The organism is Pararhizobium sp. LjRoot235 (assembly GCF_964254145.1).
In the GTDB taxonomy this organism is placed as follows: Bacteria; Pseudomonadota; Alphaproteobacteria; order Rhizobiales; family Rhizobiaceae; genus Pararhizobium.
In genome coordinates this window covers 1898394-1915284 of the sequence record NZ_CAXUSP020000001.1, presented here as the reverse complement: position 1 = coordinate 1915284, position 16891 = coordinate 1898394, and the positions used below count along the sequence as shown (strand labels likewise).

The window sequence follows — 16891 nt, the reverse complement described above, 5'->3', positions numbered from 1 at the left end:
CGAATGAGACAGCTACTCCATCCGCACGGTGACGAACCGTAACTCGCCCGCCTTGTTGGCAATCATCAACAGCGCATTGCGGCGGCCGTCGGCCTTCAGTTCCTCGACCCGCGCCGATACGTCCTCCGGCGTCTTCATCGCCTCCTGGCCGATTTCGACGATCACGTCGCCCGGCGTAATCCGCCGCTCGGCCGCCGCCGACTGCGGCTGGACCTCGGCAATGACGACACCCTCGACATCCTCTGAAATGCCGTAGGTCTTGCGGCTTTCCGCGTCGAGCACGGCGAGCTTCATGCCGAGCACGATGCCGGATGCCGGCAGGTCTGCTGCCGGCGGCTCGGCCTGGTCGGTTCCTTCCTGGGTTTGCGGGTTCTTATCCGCCTCCGCCCCTGCGAGGTTTTCGCTATCCTCGAGACGGCCGAGCGTCACCTTGACGGTCATCTCCTTGCCGTCGCGAATGACAACGACATCGATGGCCTTGCCGACCGGGCTTTCGGCGACAGCACGCGGCAGGTCGCGCATTTCGACGACATCGCGTCCATCGAACTTGACGATCACGTCACCCGTCTTGATCTGGCCGCCATCGACCGGTCCGCCCTTGATGATACCGGCAATGAGCGCTCCTTTCGGCATCTCCATCTTCAGACTTTCGGCAATTTCGTCCGTCACCGGCTGAATACGCACGCCGAGCCAGCCCCGGTGGGTTTCGCCGAATTCCTTGAGTTGGTTGATGATGTTCTGCGCCAGTTCCGTCGGCACGGAAAACCCGATGCCGATCGAGCCGCCGCTCGGCGAAATGATCGCCGTGTTGATACCGATCACCTCGCCCTTCATGTTGAATAGCGGACCGCCGGAATTGCCCTTGTTGATGGCCGCGTCCGTCTGGATGAAGTTGTCATACGGCCCGGCATTGATGTTGCGGCCGCGCGCCGAGATGATCCCGACGGTCACCGTCCCGCCAAGCCCGAATGGATTGCCGATCGCCATCACCCAGTCGCCGATGCGCATCTGGCGGGAATCGCCGAACGGAACGGCGGCCAGCGGCCTCTTCGGCTCCACCTTCAAAAGCGCAAGGTCGGTCTTCGTGTCGGTGCCGATCAGCTTTGCCTTGAGCTTGGTGCCATCGGCGAAATTGACCTCGATGTCGTCGGCGCCCTCGATCACATGGTTGTTGGTGACGATGAAGCCGGTGGGATCGATGACGAAGCCGGAGCCGAGGGAGTTGACGGTGCGCTGGCGATTGCCGCCCTCGCCGCCCTGGCCCTTGAAGAACTCATCGAAGAAATCCTGGAAGGGGGAGCCTTCCGGCACCTGCGGCATTGGCGCCTGGTCGTCGGTCTTCACATTCTGCGAAGTCGATATGTTGACGACGGCATCCAGTAGCCCGGCAGCGAGGTCGGCGACCGATTCCGGACCGTGCTGTGCCACGGGCGCCTTCGTCTGTGGTTCGGCGAACGAAGGCAGCGACACAGAATTCATCATGAGCGCGGCGCTCGCCGCCAGCGTCACGGTGCGGAGGAAGGAAGCGCGGATGGACAAACCCATGGGGTCCTCTCGATTAGGGGTGGCACGCCGGAGAAAGACCGACCGGCAGGAGGTTGTTCGTGCCGGCGCGTGTGGCAGCTGCGGGATCGCATCCTCGCCAGACTTCCACCGCACAATGTGACCTAAATTCTGTCTGAAGATAAGGCCGATTTGGGACGCGTCCAGTCATCTTTTCGTTAGCGCGGAAAAGCTGATCGGCCGCGCGCCGGCTCAGGTCGTGATCTCGTGGCCATGCGCCTTCAACGCCGCCACGGCCTTGTCGAGGTCCGAACCCATGATGAAGACATAGTCGGTGCTGAAGGTCGAATTGGCGAAGATGCCGACGCCCGCCTCCGACAGAGGGTTGAGCACGGAGGCGAGCACGCCCGGGACATCGAAGCTGAAATGCTGCTCGATGCGCAGACAGCGCCAGCCGCCGGATGACTGGACGCCGGGCGGAATGCGAGCGGCCCGACAGACCAGCGTCATCTCCTCGCGCGAACTCGATACGGTCCAGAACCCCGGCCCCATCAACCATTCCGGCAATGGTGTCCCGATGTTGAGCCGGGTGATCGCATATTCGGCGTCCACCAGACGGATCAGCAGTTTATGTGTCATTTCCTATCCTCGAACCATCCACACAAGTGCCACGCCGATGGCGATGGAGACAAGTCCGAACAGCCGCAACTGTTGCTCCGGAATATGGGGCAAGCGTTTCGCCATTTCCACCAAAACCAAAGGGGCCAGTGCGTACACCAGCCCCTCGATGATCAGGAAAAATGCAATTCCCGTCAGAAAATCACTCATTGCACTGATCAGTTTCCTGTCGCGGGCTGAGTGGCGGGCGGCACGGCTGCCCCATCCGAGCTATTGAAATAGCGGAAGAATTCCGAGTCTGGCGACAGCACGAGCGTCGTATCCGGGCTGCCGATCGCAGTGCCATATGCCGCCATCGAGCGATAGAACTCGAAGAACTGCGGATCGCGGGAAAAGGCATCGGCAAAGACGGCGGTCCGCTCGGCCTCGCCCTGACCGCGAAGGATTTCCGAATCGCGCTGCGCTTCGGCGACGAACTCGACCACCTGCCGGTCGGCGACCGCGCGGCGCGTCTGGCCCTTCTCGATACCGCGGGCGCGGATCAGCTCGGCTTCCGCCAGACGCTCGGCCTTCATCCGCTCGAAAGTCTGCTGCGAGACTTCCTGCGTCAGATCGGTCCGGCGGATACGGACATCCTCGATGTTGAGACCGAGCGATTCGGCATCGGTCTTCAGGTCGGCGCGCACTTCGCGCATCATCGATGCCCGCTCTTCGGAAAGTGCGGATTCAAAGCCGCGAAGACCGTAGACCCGGCGCAGCGAAGCGTCGAGGCGGGTGCGCAGCCGCGATTCCGCCGATTCCCGGTCGCCGGAAACCGTTTCGCGGAAGCGCTGCGCGTCATAGATCTTGTAGACCACGAAGGCATCGACTTCATAGAACTTGCCGCCGGAGACCTGAACACGGATGTTGTCGAGGTCGAAGCGCAGCGCCTGCCTCTCGACATATTGCACGCGGTCGGCATCCATGAAGCCAAAGGGAAGCTTGAAGTAGAGGCCCGGCTCGCTCTTGACGTCCCTGATCTCGCCGAAACGAACGACGATCGCCTGCTGACGCTGGTTGACGATGAAGACGGAGGAATAGGCCGTCATCAGGACAAGCGCGAGAGCGATCAGAATATAAGGGAGACGGTTGTTCATCACTGGGCCCCTCCCGACTGCGCGGGCTTGCCGATTTCATTGAGCGGGAGATAGGGCAAGACGCCCTGCCCGTTCCTCTCGTCGAGAATGACCTTCTTCGACTTGCCGAGGACACTCTGCATGGTTTCGAGATAGAGGCGCTTGCGCGTCACGTCTGGCGCTTTGGCGTAGGCGTCGTAAACCGAGATGAAGCGCTGCGCCTCACCTTGCGCTTCCTTGACGACACGGCCCTTGTAGGCCGCCGCCTCTTCCCGGATCTGTGCGGCCTGACCGCGCGCCTTGCCGAGCACCTGGTTGGAATACTGGTTGGCCTCTTCGACAAACCGGTCTTCGTCCTGTTCGGCGCGCTGCACTTCGTCGAAGGCATCGGCCACTTCGCGCGGCGGTGCTGCGTCTTCGATGGCAACCGTGTTGACGGAAATGCCGGCGGCGTAGGCATCCATCGTCGCCTGGATGGTCGTCTTCACGTCCGCCGCGATCGCCTGGCGATTATCGCGGAAGATGTCCTGCGCCGGACGGCGGCCGACGACTTCGCGCATGGCGCTTTCAGCAACCCGCTGCAGCGTCTCTGCCGGGTTCTCGACGTTGAAGAGATAGGCCTTCGGGTCGGTCACGGAAAAGAGCACGGAAAACTGCACATTGACGATGTTCTGGTCGCCGGAGAGCATCAGGCCGGCCGACGACTGGCTCGCCAGGCTGGACTTGCTGCCGATATTCTGCTGCTGCTCGGTGATCTTGACCAGTTCGACCTTTTCAAGCGGCCAGAAATGGTAGTGCAGGCCCGGCATGGAAATTTCGTCCTTGGGCTTGCCAAACCGCATTTCGACACCGCGCTCGTCAGGCTGGACGGTGTAGATCGAATTGATCAGCACGAAACCGACGATGAGAAGGCCGATGATGGCAGCAACGCCACCGTTGAAACCGCCCGGAACAACATTTTTCAGCTGATCCTGTCCCCGGCGGAAGATTTCCTCCAGGTCCGGTGGGCCGCCATTGCCGCGGCCACCGCCGCGCGGGCGGTTCGGCCCCTGGCCCCAAGGCCCCTTATTTCCGCCGCCGCCGCCCCAAGGACCGCCGCCGCCGCCGTTCTGATTGCTCCAGGGCATTCATACCTCTTCCACGAAAAAAATTCCAGGATCGACACCCTGCGGACACGCCGCTGGCCGTGATGTGAACCCGTTATAGGTATCTCCAGAACGGCTTTCAACGCAGTGCATCCAACTTCACCGTAAATCCGGCAAAATAGTTATCTTTGCTCAGCTTTTGCGCCGCCAGGTCGAGAACCGCATGGCATGGCTGTCCTTTTCGCCCCGCGGCAGCGGCTCATCGACGATCTTTTCGAAAGTGCCGGGATCGACCGGCGGAAAGCGCGTGTCGCCATCCACTTCGGCAGCCACTTCCGTGATATGCAGGATGTCGGCGGCACTCATCGCCTGCCGGTAGATTTCGCCACCTCCGATGACACAGACTTCGTCGGCCCCAAGTGCGCTTGCCTGCTGCCGTGCCAATGTGACGGCTTCGTCCAGCGAGCGGACGGCTGTCGCACCTTCGGCACGAAAATCCGGATCGCGGCTGATGACGATGTTGGGCCGCCCCGGCAAGGGCCTGCCAATCGATGCCCAGGTCTTGCGCCCCATAATCACCGGTTTTCCGAGCGTCAGCGCCTTGAAGCGCTTGAGATCGGTCGGCAGGTGCCAGGGAAGTCCGCCATCCCGCCCGATGACCCCGTTCGCCGAAACGGCAACGACGATTGTAACCTTGGCCTCAGTCATGAAATCCGTCCGGCTTGCTGTCGATCTCGCGGGCACGGACAAGCGCCGGCCGTGATGTCAATGTCTGCACGTAGCGATCGACGCATATGCTTTCCGGCAACAGCGTTCGCATCCAGGCGAGCGCGCCACCCAGCATGAGGTCAGCGGCGCTGATCCGCTCGCCAAGCAGATAGGGCTGCTTGTCAAGCGTCGCGACCACGTACGCACACATATCCTGGTAGCGTTTCGCAAGCTCCGGACTGGTCTGCGTCAGGCCGCTGATGAAGGCGCTCCCCACCGGTTCGATCACACCGGCGTAGTAGGCAAGCCAGGACAGATACGCGCCCCGCTCGGGGTGGCCCTGCGGCCGCCCCATCTCGCAATCCGGATAAAGTTCGGTCAGATACTGCGCAATCGCCGTCGACTCAGTGACCAGCGACCCGTTATGCAGAAGAGCGGGAACCTGCTTGTGCGGATGCGGATTGTTGTCGTCCGGCCCGCCCGAACCGTCCCAGCGGCGGATCGAGACGTAACGGACGTCGTATTCCGCCCCGAGTTCCTCCAGCAGCCATAGAATTCGGCCCGAGCGCGACATGGGCGCATGGATCAATGTCAGCATGTGGTCCTCCCCGACCGTTCCGCTGCCGGCGACGTTGTCAGCGCGCCACGCTTGTCTGCATCACACCGCAACCGGCGCCTTGATATGCGCATCGGCTTCATAGCCGGTCAGATCGAAGTCTTCGAATTTAAAGGAAAATAGATCCTTCACATCCGGGTTCAAGTGCATCTTCGGCAAAGGCTTGGGCGTTCGGGTCAGCTGCTCGCGAACCTGGTCGAAGTGATTTCGGTAGATATGTGCATCCCCGAGCGTATGGACGAAATCGCCGGGTTGAAGGTCGCAAACCTGCGCCACCATCAGGGTCAACAGCGCATAGGAGGCTATGTTGAAGGGCACGCCGAGGAAGATATCTCCCGAGCGTTGATAGAGCTGGCAGGACAGTTTGCCGTCCGAAACGTAGAACTGGAACAGGCAGTGACAGGGCGGCAGCGCCATTTCGTCGACCAGCGCCGGGTTCCAGGCGGAGACGATGTGACGGCGGGAGTTCGCGTTCTTTTTCAGGCCCGCGACAAGGGCAGCGATCTGGTCGAGATGGCGGCCGTCATGGGTCGGCCAGGATCGCCACTGATAGCCGTAGACGGGGCCGAGGTCGCCGTTCTCGTCGGCCCACTCGTCCCAGATATTGACGCCGTTTTGCTTGAGATAGGCGATGTTGGTATCGCCCTTAAGGAACCAGAGCAGTTCGTGGATGATCGATTTGAGATGCAGCTTCTTGGTCGTCAGGACCGGAAAGCCCTCGGCCAGATCAAAGCGCATCTGGTAGCCGAACACGGAGCGTGTGCCTGTTCCCGTCCGGTCGCCGCGGTCGGAGCCGGTGTCCATCACGTGACGCAAAAGATCGAGATACTGTTTCATTGGGTCCGCCGCCGATTCGTTTAGCGCTAAAATAGGCGCAAGTCGCTGGCGAACCAATCGGTAAATCCCGGGTTTCCCAAGGGTGCGATCGGAGCGCCACCAACTCGCCGAGTTGTTTTGCCGCCAGATAATAAAATGTCGCGCACCATCTTCCTTTATGGAAAACTTGCAGCAAGCGTTTTTTCACGCCGAACGCTGCCTCGAAGGCCTACTGCCAGGCCATGCAGCAGCGATACAGTGTATTTTCCCGCAAACCCCTTTTCTTGGGACCTTTTACGACCTATATGTGACATGCCGTCTTCGGGCGGCTATAGCGATAAACAGGCGGTGAAATAAACCTATTGGACCCGGGGGCGGTACCCGGCGCCTCCACCAAAAACCGGTCGGACACGAACGGACCGGCTTTTGATGGGGGCGAAATAGGATCGACAAGGGTGTAAAGATCGACTTTTCGCTCGGCATTGTACCACCGTTATCGGGCTAAAATTGTAGTTGCAAACGACAACTATGCGGAAGCTCGTCTCGCTGCTTAATCGCGGTGTGACACTTCAAATCAAGTCCTAAGGGGTCGCACTCTTAGGCGGGGTCCGAAGGCACCTGGCAACAGAAGCCTTCACCTTCTCCCCTGCCTTGAAATGGTCTATAGATGATGCAACTGACTCGTATGCGAGGACTTTCCTGCTAAGCGAGCAGACGGCATAGAGTGTGACAGAGTTGAGTTACAAGAAAGACGGGGATCTTATGGGCCAAGACCATATCCGCTACGACATTCTCGCGCAGGACGCGCTTCGCAGCGTCATTCGCAAGGTCTTGACCGAAGTCGCAGCCACAGGTCACCTTCCCGGCGATCACCACTTCTTCATCACGTTCCTCACCGGTGCTCCGGGCGTGCGCATCTCCCAGCACCTCAAGGCCAAATATGCCGAGCAGATGACGATCGTCGTCCAGCATCAGTTCTGGGACTTGAAGGTCTCGGAAACCCAGTTCGAGATCGGCCTCTCCTTCTCCGATACGCCGGAAAAGCTGGTCATCCCGTTCAACGCCATCCGCGGCTTCTATGACCCTTCCGTCAACTTCGAACTGGAGTTCGATGTCGCCGCTGCCGAAGAGGACGAAGGCGCCGAAATCACTGCCTATCCGATCGCGCAATCGGACAAGGCGGGCGAGACCGAGACCGATGCCGCGGCAAAGTCCGGCGAAGACGGCAAGAGGGAGGGCGGCTCGGTGATCTCGCTCGATTCTTTCCGCAAGAAGAACTGAACCCATTCTTCAAGACAGGTTCCCCATGACCGGCGACGTCGTCAATCTCCGTCAATTCCGCAAGCAGAAGGCGCGGACGGAAAAGGACAAGCACGCTGAGCAGAACCGCATCTCCTTCGGCCGGACCAAGGTCGAGAAGGATCTGACCCGGGCGCTGAACGACAAGGCCGGCAAGGCCCACGAACAGGGCCGACGCGAAAAGACGCCGGACGAGAGCGACGATCGGTCTTAGCCCGCCCTTGGCACCGATCGTCATTTCCACGCCAGATCAACGGGTTAAACAGCTTCCCGGAATCAAAAGCCAAACGACCTGAATCATTTTCTGAAGGCACGATCGTTGATCCGCAAGCACTCCGCAACACTGCATGGCCACCGCACCAGCTTCTCGCTGGAAGAGCCATTCTGGCTGGAATTGAAGACGATTGCCGACAGCCGGAAGATCGCGTTTGCGCAACTGATCGCCGAGATCGACGACGCACGCCTCGCCGGCAGCAACCTCTCCTCGGCGCTCAGGGTCTACGTGCTGAACTGGATCAAGACCCACGGACACTATACCTAGGGTCGATGACCCTCGGCGTGCGGCCTGCCGGGCCGGAACTCGACGCCGCGTGCCATTCAACCGCACAATGTCGTGCCCTTGGTGATGGGCGGACCGCCGCCAACGGGTCATCTATCGTCGCCGACCGGCAAAGGCGCGCCGCCGCATCAGGCTGATCACCGCTGCAGTCCTACTGCGCCGTCACACCCGGCAGCGTATTGAAATCAAGTCCCGGCTGCGGAGCCGTTGGCTGCTCATCGGCAGGCTGCCCGGTCGTGCCGCCGTCCTGCGGCGCTGCCAGCGCGCCACCCCGCAACACGCCCCCGGTCGGATCGAAGGGCAGAAGGTTCTTCTGTTCCTCGGCCTTGCGCGCAGCCTCTGCCGCCGCCCTGGCCGTAGCGGCCTCCTCTGCCGCCTTCTTCTCGGCCGCCTCCTCGGCCGCCTTTCTCTCGGCAAGCGCCCTTGCCTCGGCTTCCGTCTTCTGCCGCGCTGCCGCTTCCACGGCGAGTTGGCGCCGCCGCTCTTCTTCCATGGCCCGCAGCCGCGCCGCCTCGCGCTCGGCGGCATTGGCCTTGTAGAGTGCCACTTCCCGTCTGAGCCGCTGTTTTTCCAAGACGTTCGCCTGCAGCATCTCGACACGGCGGCGTTCCCGCTCGAAGGCCCTGAGCGACAGGAAATTCGACAGGCCGGTGGCATCGAGCGTCAGGCCGGGTGACTTGAGCAGGCCGGCATAGTCCAGCGTCACCTGCGCCTCGGCGCCAGTCAGCGCCTCCTCGCCCGGATTGAAATCGACGGTCACGCCCGCCCTCATCCGCTCGTCCGGAAAGCTGATTTCCGCATCGGCGGAAAGACCGGCAGCAGCATCGCCCGCCGTCACGTTCTGCGCCCGCAAGGTGCCCCCGGCAATGTTGAAGGGCACAGTGACCGCGCCCAGCGCCGCCTGCCCGGTCAGTACATTCTTCTCGGCAATGGGCTTGATGACATCCGCCGTGATCTCCCCCTCCAGCCGATCGGCGACCGCCATGATATCCGCCAGCGCCGCCGTGTTCAGCCCGTGAACGACCGCATCGCGAAGCGTCGCCGTACCGGATCCGCTGGCCGATTCGGCCATGGCCCGCGCGGTCTTGCCGGAGGCCTCCATCGCAATCGTCAGGTCGGCCTTGCCCTCGGCCACCGCCGCCCCGCCCGCTTTCCAGGCGGCTGCTGCCAGGTCCGCATCCTTGAGGTCAAGCCGCGTCTGGAAAAAGCCGGAGCCGTCGCCATTGCCGAGCAACAGGCGGCCCTCGACCTTGCCGCCGAGCCAATTGCCGGAGAGCGTGTCGAACGCGATCTGGTCGCCCTTCCAGACGAGCTTGCCGGTCAGGTCGGAGACGGCTCCGTATATACCCGGCCAGAACCGCTTGGCTGAAAAATCGAGAGCGACGTCGAGCCCGTTCCATGCCGGATGCACGACGGGCGACGTCGACAGATCGCCGCTCGTCGTATCCTGGACGGGTCCGATGATGCCCTCGCCGATCCAGGCAAGATCAAGCGTGTCGAGCGCAATCTGCCCCGCCACCTTGCCCGGCGTCCTGCGGTCGATGGCGATGGTCCCGGAAAAGGCGTTGCTGTCGGCCTTGCCCTCGATTGCCGAGAGCGTCACTGCATCAGGCGTCGTCGCGATATCGGCCTTCAAGGCGAGCGGCAGCCCCGTTCCCATCTGCGGCAGACCAATGCCCTGCAACAGCAAAAACGGCTCGAAATCCCGGCTTTCCAGCGTAACCTTCGACTGGCCGGACAGGAAATTCTCGCGCGACAGGTCGATATCGCCATTGGCGGCCAACGACGTCTGCTCGGTGGTAAAGGTCAGCGAGCCGTTGGCCTTCTGGCCGTCCGTGCCCTGCAGCTTGACCGAGAAAATCGCATTCTTCTCAACGTCGAACGGCAGCGGATCGAAGCCGATCTGGCCGAGCAGCACCGGCGTCGAAGGGTTCTCCATCGTCGCCTCCAAGAGGATGCCTTGGCCCGTCATCGCCTGCGCCACATTCGGCGCCTGGTAGTTGGCGGCGATCTTCGTGCCGTTCGCCGTCCCGATAATGCCGAAGGTCACCGGCGCCTTGCCGTCCTGGCCGCCGGAGGTCACGGTCACGTCGAGAGCCGTGTCCGTGTAATAGGGCCCGCTCTTAACCAGCCGCTCCAGCGCCGGGTGGGCCACCGCATGACGCTCGAGCATCTTCAGGAACGGCGTCAGATCGGGCGAGGCAAGCTTCATCTTGGCCGAAACCACGGGTGTCGACAGATCGCCGCTCATGCGGCCTGACAAGGCTAGTTGTGTTCCGGCGATATTGCCGATCGAGACGCGCTCGGCCTGCAGCTGGCCGTTTTTCAGGGTCGCCACCAGTTGCACGTCGCTCGCATCCTCGTCGAAAGCGGAGAAATGCTCGACCGAAAGATCGGCGGCGATCGTGTGCGACAGCACCGTTTCGTTCGATGCGTCGCCTGCCACCAGCCCCGCCAGCGCCTGCAGCGCTTCCAGGTCGACGCGGTTTCCCTTGAGCTGCAGCGACAGGTTTGGCGGAACGCCATCGAGAGCCTGACGCTCGATCCGGCCGTGCAGGACGGCGGGCCCGGCGGCGACTTCGAGGCGCTCGAACTGTTGCAGCGTGTCGGTAAGGTTGACGGTGGCCGAAAAACCGGCGGTCTTCAGCTTGCGGATAGCAGGATCGACCGAGCCGGCGACCCAGGCCGCAAGGCCCGACGGCTGGTTGGAAGCGACGAGCATTTCACCGCGGAAGGCGCGCTGGCCGCTCAGCTGCAGCCTGCCCTTGGCCTCGAACTGCGTGCGGCCGGGCAGTTGCGCCACCGCGTTGTCGACCATCCAGCCGGCCCCGTCCGGTCTGAGGTCAAGGCGGACATCGCGCACTGTCGTATCGCCAATCACGATCGCCGGCAGCTTCAAGCTCGCCCGGCCGGGCACCTGGGGGATCGGGATATCCGCCGCGATCGCCATCATCGCAGTCAGCCTCTGGCGAACGGAGATTGCCGGGTCGCGGCCGGTCTTGCCCGCCTCACCGGTGTTGCCGATGCGGCTGACATCGATCTGCTGGCCATCGGCCAGAAGCAGGAACTCCTGTTCCTTGCCGGTATCGAGCGTCGCCTCGCCGGTTACCAGATAGGGATCGTCCTTCGGGCCGATTTCGAGCCGGTATTCGGGCACGCGGATGCGCTCGTTGGTGAGCTCGAAACCGCCCGTCACTCGCAGGGCGCCGGATTGATCGGACACCGGCTGCGCCTCGGCGGGCTTGTTTTCGGTCAGCGTGAACTTGCCCTGGTAGAGCGGCTTGAAGTCGACGATCTTCAGGTCGCCGTCCAGTTCCACGCCAAACGGGCGTTTGTCGGGCGTCAGTCGCGCCCGCAGGCCAAGCGTTCCGGCTCCATCGTCGGCCTCGCTGCTGGAAAAGGCGAAGCTCCCCGCCTCGCCGTCTAGCGCCGCGCGGCCTTCCATCTTCCACGGCCCGGCAAGCGATCGGGCCGAGAGATCGGCCTCGAGCCCGGTGATCCGCCGGGTCCGGCCCGTCTGCTCGTCGATGAAGTCGATCTGGCCGCCGGTAATGGCAACGTTTTCGAGGACCACGACCTTTGCCGGAATGGAGGCCTTGCGTCCGCGCGCCCAGTCTAGCGTACCATCCGGCAGCAGCCGTATCTTCGCCTTCGGCTGTTCCAGCCGCATGTCGAAGATCAGCGCTTCGCCGGAAAGGAAAGGCGCGAGCTCTGCATCCATCGAGAAATGTGCGACCTGAATCAGCGGCTCGCCGCGCTCGGACTGGCCGACGCGGACATCATTGAGGGTGACCGACGGAAACGGGATCAGCCGTGCATCGACACTGCCGTGCACGACCACTGGCTTGCCCATGATCCGGCTGGCCTCACGCTCGAAATCCTTGCGAAAATCGGTCCAGTCAACGAACAGTGGCGCAATCAGCGCGGCAAACAAAGCCACGACCAGAAGACCACCGACGAAAACCAGAATTCGCGAAAGCACCAGTTGAAAGTCCTAAACCCGTTTGCTGCGGAAGATGGCGCCCTTGGGAGCGTCTCCTGTCATCGATAATTGGTATTAGCACCGCTTCAGGCTTTTCACATGGCAAAAATCTTGCCGGGATTGAAGATGTTGCCCGGATCGAGCGCCCGCTTCACCTGCCGCATCAGATCGAGCGCATCGCCAAGCTCAGCCTCGAGGAACGGCATCTTGCCCTGTCCGATGCCGTGCTCGCCGGTGCAGGTGCCATCCATCGCCAGCGCCCGCTCGTTGAGGCGGGCGACGAATGCCTCCGCCTTGGCAATGTCGGTGTCGTCCTTGTCGTCGAACAGCAGGCCGACATGAAAGTTCCCGTCTCCCGCATGCCCGACGATCGGGGCGATCAGGCCATTGGCGAGAATGTCCTCCTGCGTCGCCTCGACGCAATCGGCAAGCCGCGAGATCGGCACGCAGACGTCGGTCGAGAGTATAGCCAGCCCGGGCGCCAGGCTCTTCTGCGCCCAATAGGCATTGTGCCGCGCTTTCCACAGTGCGTTGCGCTCCTCGGTATTGGCCGTCCAGCGGAATTCGGAACTGCCGAATTCGGCGGCGATCTCGCCGAATTGCTTCGATTGCAGCGCAACGCTGTCGGCACCGCCGTGAAACTCGACGAACAGCGTCGGCATTTCAGCAAAGGACAATCCGGAATAGGCGTTGCTCGCCCGCATCTGCACGGCGTCCAGAAGCTCGATTCGCGCCACCGGAATGCCCGACTGAATGGTCAGGATCACTGTGTTGCAGGCGTCGCCGACAGAAGGAAACGAGCAGACGCCGCCGGCGATCACCTCAGGGATGCCCTGCAGCCTGAGCGTGATCGAGGTAAGGATGCCAAGCGTGCCCTCGGCACCCACGAAAAGACGGGTGAGGTCGTAGCCCGCCGACGACTTCCTGGCCCGGTGCGCCGTGCGGATTTCCTTTCCGCCCGCCGTCACCGCGGTCACGGCGAGCACATTGTCCTTCATCGTGCCGTAGCGCACCGCATTGGTGCCCGATGCCCGCGTCGAGGCCATGCCGCCGATCGAGGCATTGGCGCCCGGATCGATCGGGAAGAATAGGCCGGTGTCACGCAGATAGATGTTCAGCGCCTCGCGCGTGATGCCCGGCTGGACGGTGCAATCGAAATCGCTGGCATTGACTTCAAGCACCTTGTCCATGCGGCTCATATCGACGCTGATGCCGCCGTGCGGCGCATTGATATGGCCTTCAAGCGACGAGCCCGTGCCGAAGGCGATCAGCGGAACGCCGTGCTCGCTGGCGATCGAAACGATCGCCTCGACCTCCGCCGCACTCTCCGGAAAGACGACGCCATCGGGCAATTGCGCCGGGATATAGGTCGTCGCGTGGGCATGCTGCGCCCGGATGGCTTCACCGGTCTGGAAACGCGCTCCGAACCGTTCGCTCATCAGCCGCACGGCCGTTGCTATGCCGGTTTCGTTGCGGCTGCCCGCCTTGATCGCCTTCAACGCCATGCCTTCCTCCCGAACTGCCGCTGCACGTCGCGGAAATACTTAGATTTCAATGCGCTACTGTGCAAATCGGAATCATTTTGTCCAGAACCTCGTCCTCAACCGCACCGGTTTAGCATGGAATTGCGCCGAAGTGAGACAGTCGGGACACAGGGGGAGAAAGAGCCTGGAACCAGGCCTCGTCAATCTGAGCCGGAAGATGACGGCTACCGCTGTCCATATGCAGCGGCCTTCGCAATCCGCTGCGATGACCGAATATACTGCTACTTGTGACCTTACGATCATCCACTCGCGGAATACCGCGGGACATTGGAAATGTGCGGCTTTATTCGGCGCATTTGCGCGCGGATAACGGCATTAAATCACTCATTGCAGTGCCTCCTTGCTCTGCAATTGGTTCAATCCGTCGCTCTAAGTGGCAATGCCTTTGGCCCCTATTGCCTCCCAGACGTCACTTCACTGCGACGACGACCTTCCCCTTCGCGCGACCCGTTTCGACATAGTCCAGTGCCTCGTTGGTCCTCGCGAACGGAAAGACCCGGTCCATCACCGGGCGTATGTCACCGGCGTCGATCAGGGAAGTGATCTTTCCGAGTTGCCCGCCATTCGCCGTCATGAAGAGAAACGAATAGCTTATTCCTCCGCGTTTCGATTTTCTCCGGATGCCGTAGCTCAGCAGGCGCATGACCTGTCGAAGCAGCCAGCCGGAGCCGTTCTGCCTCGCGAAGTCCGGATCGGGCGGACCGGAAATCGAGATCAGCTTCCCGCCTGGCTTCAGCACATCAAGGGATTTCTCCAGCGTATCCTTGCCGAGGCTGTTCAGCACGACATCGTAGCCCTGCAGCACTTTCTCGAAGTCGTCCTTCTTGTAATCGACCACGACGTCTGCACCGAGGCTTTTCATAAGAGCGATATTTGCTGTGCTCGTGGTCGTGGCCACATATGCCCCGAGATGCTTGGCAAGCTGGATCGCGATCGTGCCCACGCCGCCCGAGCCGGCATGGATCAGGACCTTTTGCCCCTTCTGCACATTGGCCCGCTCGACAAGCGCCTGCCACGCCGTCAGGGCGACAAGCGGGATGGACGCAGCCTCTTCCATGGTGAGATTGTTCGGTTTCATTGCCACATCTGCCTCGTCCATGGCGATATACTCGGCAAATGTCCCGATGCGATCCTGGGCCGGACGTGCATAGACCTCGTCACCGGGCTTGAAATGCCGGACCTTGGCCCCAACCCGGACGACGGTGCCCGCGACATCGTTGCCCAGCACCAGTGGAAGGCGGTATGGCAGGATAAGCTTGAACTCTCCGTCCCTGATCTTGCTGTCCAATGGGTTCACGCCGGCGGCATGAATCTCAACCATGACGTCGTTCTCGCGCAACTCCGGCAGGGGGCTTTCGCCGAGCCGCAGAGCGCCGCCTTTCGCATAGCGATCGATCAGGAATGATTTCATCAGATTAACTTTCGTTTCTGTGGTGAGCCGGCAGCGCCGCCAGCAGTGCCGTCAGGCCGGCAAGCGGAACTGCTTGCGCAAGCTCTTGTCGAATATCTCTGCGGGTGCAAACCGGCGCAGTAGGCTGATTTGCTGCGCTGCCTTGCCAGCGGTATAGCGCCGTCGCGGACGGGCATCGGCCGCGGCCTTGACGACCACATCGGCCACCACATCCGGCAGATCGGCTTTAGGCATCACATCGCGAAGGAGCGCGTCGACGTCAGCTCGAGCGCGATCATATTCATTCAATATGGAATCCGGCTTGATCCCATTCTGGTCAAAGACCGTACGGACAAACGCCGGCTCGATAACCGAGACGCGAATATTGAAGGCACGAACCTCATGATCCAGTGATTCCGAATAGCCCTCGATTGCGTGTTTGGCGGCTGAATAATAAGCTGCATACGGCGCAGGTATGAGGCCCAAGACCGAGCCGATGTTGATGATGCGCCCTTTGCCGCGCCGCCGCATCGACGGCAACACCGCATTGGTCATGCGGATGACGCCGAACAGATTGACGTCGAACAGGGCTTGCACCTGTGCGATCGAGGATTCCTCGGCGCCCCCTAAGAGGCCGAGGCCGGCATTGTTGACCAGAAGATCGATCCGCCCCGCGCGGCTTAGAACCTCGTCGACGACGCTCTGCACGGATGCGTCATCGATCACGTCGCAGACCAGCATCGTGATCCCATCCGCGGTGACTGGCATCGGCTTTCTGCTGGTACCGAAGACACGGTAGCCATCGCGCCGCAGCGCTTGTGCCGTCACCAGCCCGATACCGGAGGAAGCCCCCGTGACCAGGGCAACGCCGCGTTCTGTCTTGCTCATCTCTTCCGCCTTCATTTTGTCGTGGAACATCGATGAACAATCAGTTACTATCAATTTAATAGCAAGTCACTACTAAAAAGATATCGACATGAAGAATCTTTCGAACCAGCCCTGCCTGATCGCCCGCAGCCTGGCGCTCGTGGGGGACGCATGGAGCATGCTGATCATGCGCGACGCCCATGCGGGGCTGACCCGCTTCGATGATTTTCGCAAGAGCCTCGGTATCGCGCCGACGATGCTGACAGGGCGGCTTTCAGGCCTGACCGAGGAGGGACTGCTGGAGAAACGCCGCTATTCCGACCGTCCGCCACGGGACGAATATGTGCTGACGGAAGCCGGCCGCGACTTTCTGCCGGTTCTGTTTGCGATTGGCGCGTGGGGACGCAAACATCGCGGCGGGGGCAAGGTGACCCGGTTCTTCGACGCCGAGACCGGAACGGAGATCGATCCCGTCACCATCGACCGCGCGACCGGCGCCCCGGTCGGAACACGTCCCATTCGCATCGCAGCCCCCGAATGAGCCGCTCACCACAGCTGAAACGGCGCCTGACGATTCCTGTTGAAAGCTGCCTCCTAGAAGACCCGGAGGGGCTGTCGCATATGGATCGAAGGCGATTGCGGCAAGCCCCTCTTCTCCCCAGCGGGGAGAAGGTGGCGCGAAGCGCCGGATGCGGGGGCGGTTGGCGCCAAAATCACCGAGAAAACCCCTCGTCGCCGGAGAAGAGGGAGCAAGCGGCAAATCCCTATGCAATTGCCTCCCCCGAACGT

At 61.8% G+C, this 16891-nt stretch carries 16 protein-coding genes, 1 other RNA gene and 1 pseudogene; 5 read left to right on the top strand and 13 right to left on the bottom strand.

Features of this window, described 5'->3' with window-relative positions; all coding sequences use genetic code 11:
• Positions 1 to 12: 12 nt before the first annotated feature.
• The 8 genes from ACSQ2Z_RS09080 to ACSQ2Z_RS09045 all read right to left on the bottom strand — a co-directional run bounded on the left by ACSQ2Z_RS09080 (position 13) and on the right by ACSQ2Z_RS09045 (position 6482).
• Complete coding sequence (locus ACSQ2Z_RS09080) at positions 13 to 1539, bottom strand: DegQ family serine endoprotease (protein ID WP_436083032.1); 1527 nt, start codon at positions 1537 to 1539, stop codon at positions 13 to 15.
• A gap of 216 nt (positions 1540 to 1755) precedes the next feature.
• The gene (locus ACSQ2Z_RS09075; protein ID WP_436080899.1) at positions 1756 to 2142 is read right to left on the bottom strand and encodes an ACT domain-containing protein; all 387 of its coding nucleotides are present in this window, start codon (positions 2140 to 2142) and stop codon (positions 1756 to 1758) included.
• A gap of 3 nt (positions 2143 to 2145) precedes the next feature.
• Complete coding sequence (locus ACSQ2Z_RS09070; RefSeq protein WP_436080898.1) at positions 2146 to 2331, bottom strand: DUF2065 domain-containing protein; 186 nt, start codon at positions 2329 to 2331, stop codon at positions 2146 to 2148.
• A gap of 8 nt (positions 2332 to 2339) precedes the next feature.
• Complete coding sequence (gene hflC, locus ACSQ2Z_RS09065; protein WP_436080897.1) at positions 2340 to 3260, bottom strand: protease modulator HflC; 921 nt, start codon at positions 3258 to 3260, stop codon at positions 2340 to 2342.
• Positions 3257 to 4363: an FtsH protease activity modulator HflK gene (gene hflK / locus ACSQ2Z_RS09060; RefSeq protein ID WP_436080896.1), complete on the bottom strand. Its 1107-nt coding sequence runs from the start codon at positions 4361 to 4363 to the stop codon at positions 3257 to 3259. The genes hflC and hflK overlap by 4 nt, the downstream gene beginning before the upstream one ends.
• A 150-nt stretch (positions 4364 to 4513) precedes the next feature.
• The gene (locus ACSQ2Z_RS09055; RefSeq protein WP_436080895.1) at positions 4514 to 5029 is read right to left on the bottom strand and encodes a dihydrofolate reductase; all 516 of its coding nucleotides are present in this window, start codon (positions 5027 to 5029) and stop codon (positions 4514 to 4516) included.
• A complete protein-coding gene (locus tag ACSQ2Z_RS09050; RefSeq protein ID WP_436080894.1) occupies positions 5022 to 5627 on the bottom strand; it encodes a glutathione S-transferase family protein in 606 nt (201 codons plus the stop codon). The genes ACSQ2Z_RS09055 and ACSQ2Z_RS09050 overlap by 8 nt, the downstream gene beginning before the upstream one ends.
• A 60-nt stretch (positions 5628 to 5687) precedes the next feature.
• The gene (locus ACSQ2Z_RS09045; protein WP_436080893.1) at positions 5688 to 6482 is read right to left on the bottom strand and encodes a thymidylate synthase; all 795 of its coding nucleotides are present in this window, start codon (positions 6480 to 6482) and stop codon (positions 5688 to 5690) included.
• Between the two features lie 254 nt (positions 6483 to 6736).
• On the opposite strand from ACSQ2Z_RS09045, the gene ssrA reads away from it, so the two are divergent.
• The 4 genes from ssrA to ACSQ2Z_RS09025 all read left to right on the top strand — a co-directional run bounded on the left by ssrA (position 6737) and on the right by ACSQ2Z_RS09025 (position 8301).
• Positions 6737 to 7100: a transfer-messenger RNA gene (gene ssrA, locus ACSQ2Z_RS09040) on the top strand.
• A 123-nt stretch (positions 7101 to 7223) separates the two neighbouring features.
• Entirely contained in the window at positions 7224 to 7742 is a 519-nt protein-coding gene (locus tag ACSQ2Z_RS09035) for an SspB family protein (RefSeq protein WP_436080892.1), read from the top strand.
• 25 nt (positions 7743 to 7767) lie between these two features.
• On the top strand, positions 7768 to 7974 hold the full coding sequence (locus ACSQ2Z_RS09030) for a DUF4169 family protein (protein WP_436080891.1): 207 nt from the start codon (positions 7768 to 7770) through the stop codon (positions 7972 to 7974).
• A gap of 105 nt (positions 7975 to 8079) precedes the next feature.
• Positions 8080 to 8301 (top strand): ribbon-helix-helix domain-containing protein, encoded by a 222-nt coding sequence (locus ACSQ2Z_RS09025; RefSeq protein WP_436080890.1) that lies wholly within the window; start codon positions 8080 to 8082, stop codon positions 8299 to 8301.
• A 169-nt stretch (positions 8302 to 8470) separates the two neighbouring features.
• On the opposite strand, the gene ACSQ2Z_RS09020 is transcribed toward ACSQ2Z_RS09025, so the two are convergent.
• The 5 genes and pseudogenes from ACSQ2Z_RS09020 to ACSQ2Z_RS09000 all read right to left on the bottom strand — a co-directional run bounded on the left by ACSQ2Z_RS09020 (position 8471) and on the right by ACSQ2Z_RS09000 (position 16123).
• Positions 8471 to 12301: an AsmA family protein gene (locus ACSQ2Z_RS09020; RefSeq protein ID WP_436080889.1), complete on the bottom strand. Its 3831-nt coding sequence runs from the start codon at positions 12299 to 12301 to the stop codon at positions 8471 to 8473.
• Positions 12302 to 12396: 95 nt separating this feature from the next.
• On the bottom strand, positions 12397 to 13806 hold the full coding sequence (locus ACSQ2Z_RS09015; protein WP_436080888.1) for an FAD-binding oxidoreductase: 1410 nt from the start codon (positions 13804 to 13806) through the stop codon (positions 12397 to 12399).
• A gap of 229 nt (positions 13807 to 14035) precedes the next feature.
• Positions 14036 to 14141: pseudogene (locus tag ACSQ2Z_RS09010) on the bottom strand (IS5/IS1182 family transposase); the annotation flags it as partial.
• 113 nt (positions 14142 to 14254) lie between these two features.
• Positions 14255 to 15256 carry an NADP-dependent oxidoreductase gene (locus ACSQ2Z_RS09005; RefSeq protein ID WP_436080887.1) on the bottom strand — a complete coding sequence of 334 codons (1002 nt, stop codon included), beginning with the start codon at positions 15254 to 15256 and terminating at the stop codon, positions 14255 to 14257.
• 51 nt (positions 15257 to 15307) lie between these two features.
• A complete protein-coding gene (locus ACSQ2Z_RS09000; protein ID WP_436080886.1) occupies positions 15308 to 16123 on the bottom strand; it encodes an oxidoreductase in 816 nt (271 codons plus the stop codon).
• 88 nt (positions 16124 to 16211) lie between these two features.
• Between ACSQ2Z_RS09000 and ACSQ2Z_RS08995 the strand changes: the two genes are divergently transcribed.
• Entirely contained in the window at positions 16212 to 16643 is a 432-nt protein-coding gene (locus tag ACSQ2Z_RS08995; RefSeq protein WP_436080885.1) for a winged helix-turn-helix transcriptional regulator, read from the top strand.
• Positions 16644 to 16891 lie beyond the last annotated feature (248 nt).

Coding starts and splice junctions, on each gene's coding strand:
- ACSQ2Z_RS09075 (WP_436080899.1), bottom strand. CDS start 2,142: ATGACACATAAACTGCTGATCCGTCTGGTGGACGCCGAATATGCGATC.
- ACSQ2Z_RS09070 (WP_436080898.1), bottom strand. CDS start 2,331: ATGAGTGATTTTCTGACGGGAATTGCATTTTTCCTGATCATCGAGGGG.
- hflK (WP_436080896.1), bottom strand. CDS start 4,363: ATGCCCTGGAGCAATCAGAACGGCGGCGGCGGCGGTCCTTGGGGCGGC.
- ACSQ2Z_RS09055 (WP_436080895.1), bottom strand. CDS start 5,029: ATGACTGAGGCCAAGGTTACAATCGTCGTTGCCGTTTCGGCGAACGGG.
- ACSQ2Z_RS09050 (WP_436080894.1), bottom strand. CDS start 5,627: ATGCTGACATTGATCCATGCGCCCATGTCGCGCTCGGGCCGAATTCTA.
- ACSQ2Z_RS09045 (WP_436080893.1), bottom strand. CDS start 6,482: ATGAAACAGTATCTCGATCTTTTGCGTCACGTGATGGACACCGGCTCC.
- ACSQ2Z_RS09035 (WP_436080892.1), top strand. CDS start 7,224: ATGGGCCAAGACCATATCCGCTACGACATTCTCGCGCAGGACGCGCTT.
- ACSQ2Z_RS09030 (WP_436080891.1), top strand. CDS start 7,768: ATGACCGGCGACGTCGTCAATCTCCGTCAATTCCGCAAGCAGAAGGCG.
- ACSQ2Z_RS09015 (WP_436080888.1), bottom strand. CDS start 13,806: ATGGCGTTGAAGGCGATCAAGGCGGGCAGCCGCAACGAAACCGGCATA.
- ACSQ2Z_RS09005 (WP_436080887.1), bottom strand. CDS start 15,256: ATGAAATCATTCCTGATCGATCGCTATGCGAAAGGCGGCGCTCTGCGG.
- ACSQ2Z_RS09000 (WP_436080886.1), bottom strand. CDS start 16,123: ATGAGCAAGACAGAACGCGGCGTTGCCCTGGTCACGGGGGCTTCCTCC.
- ACSQ2Z_RS08995 (WP_436080885.1), top strand. CDS start 16,212: ATGAAGAATCTTTCGAACCAGCCCTGCCTGATCGCCCGCAGCCTGGCG.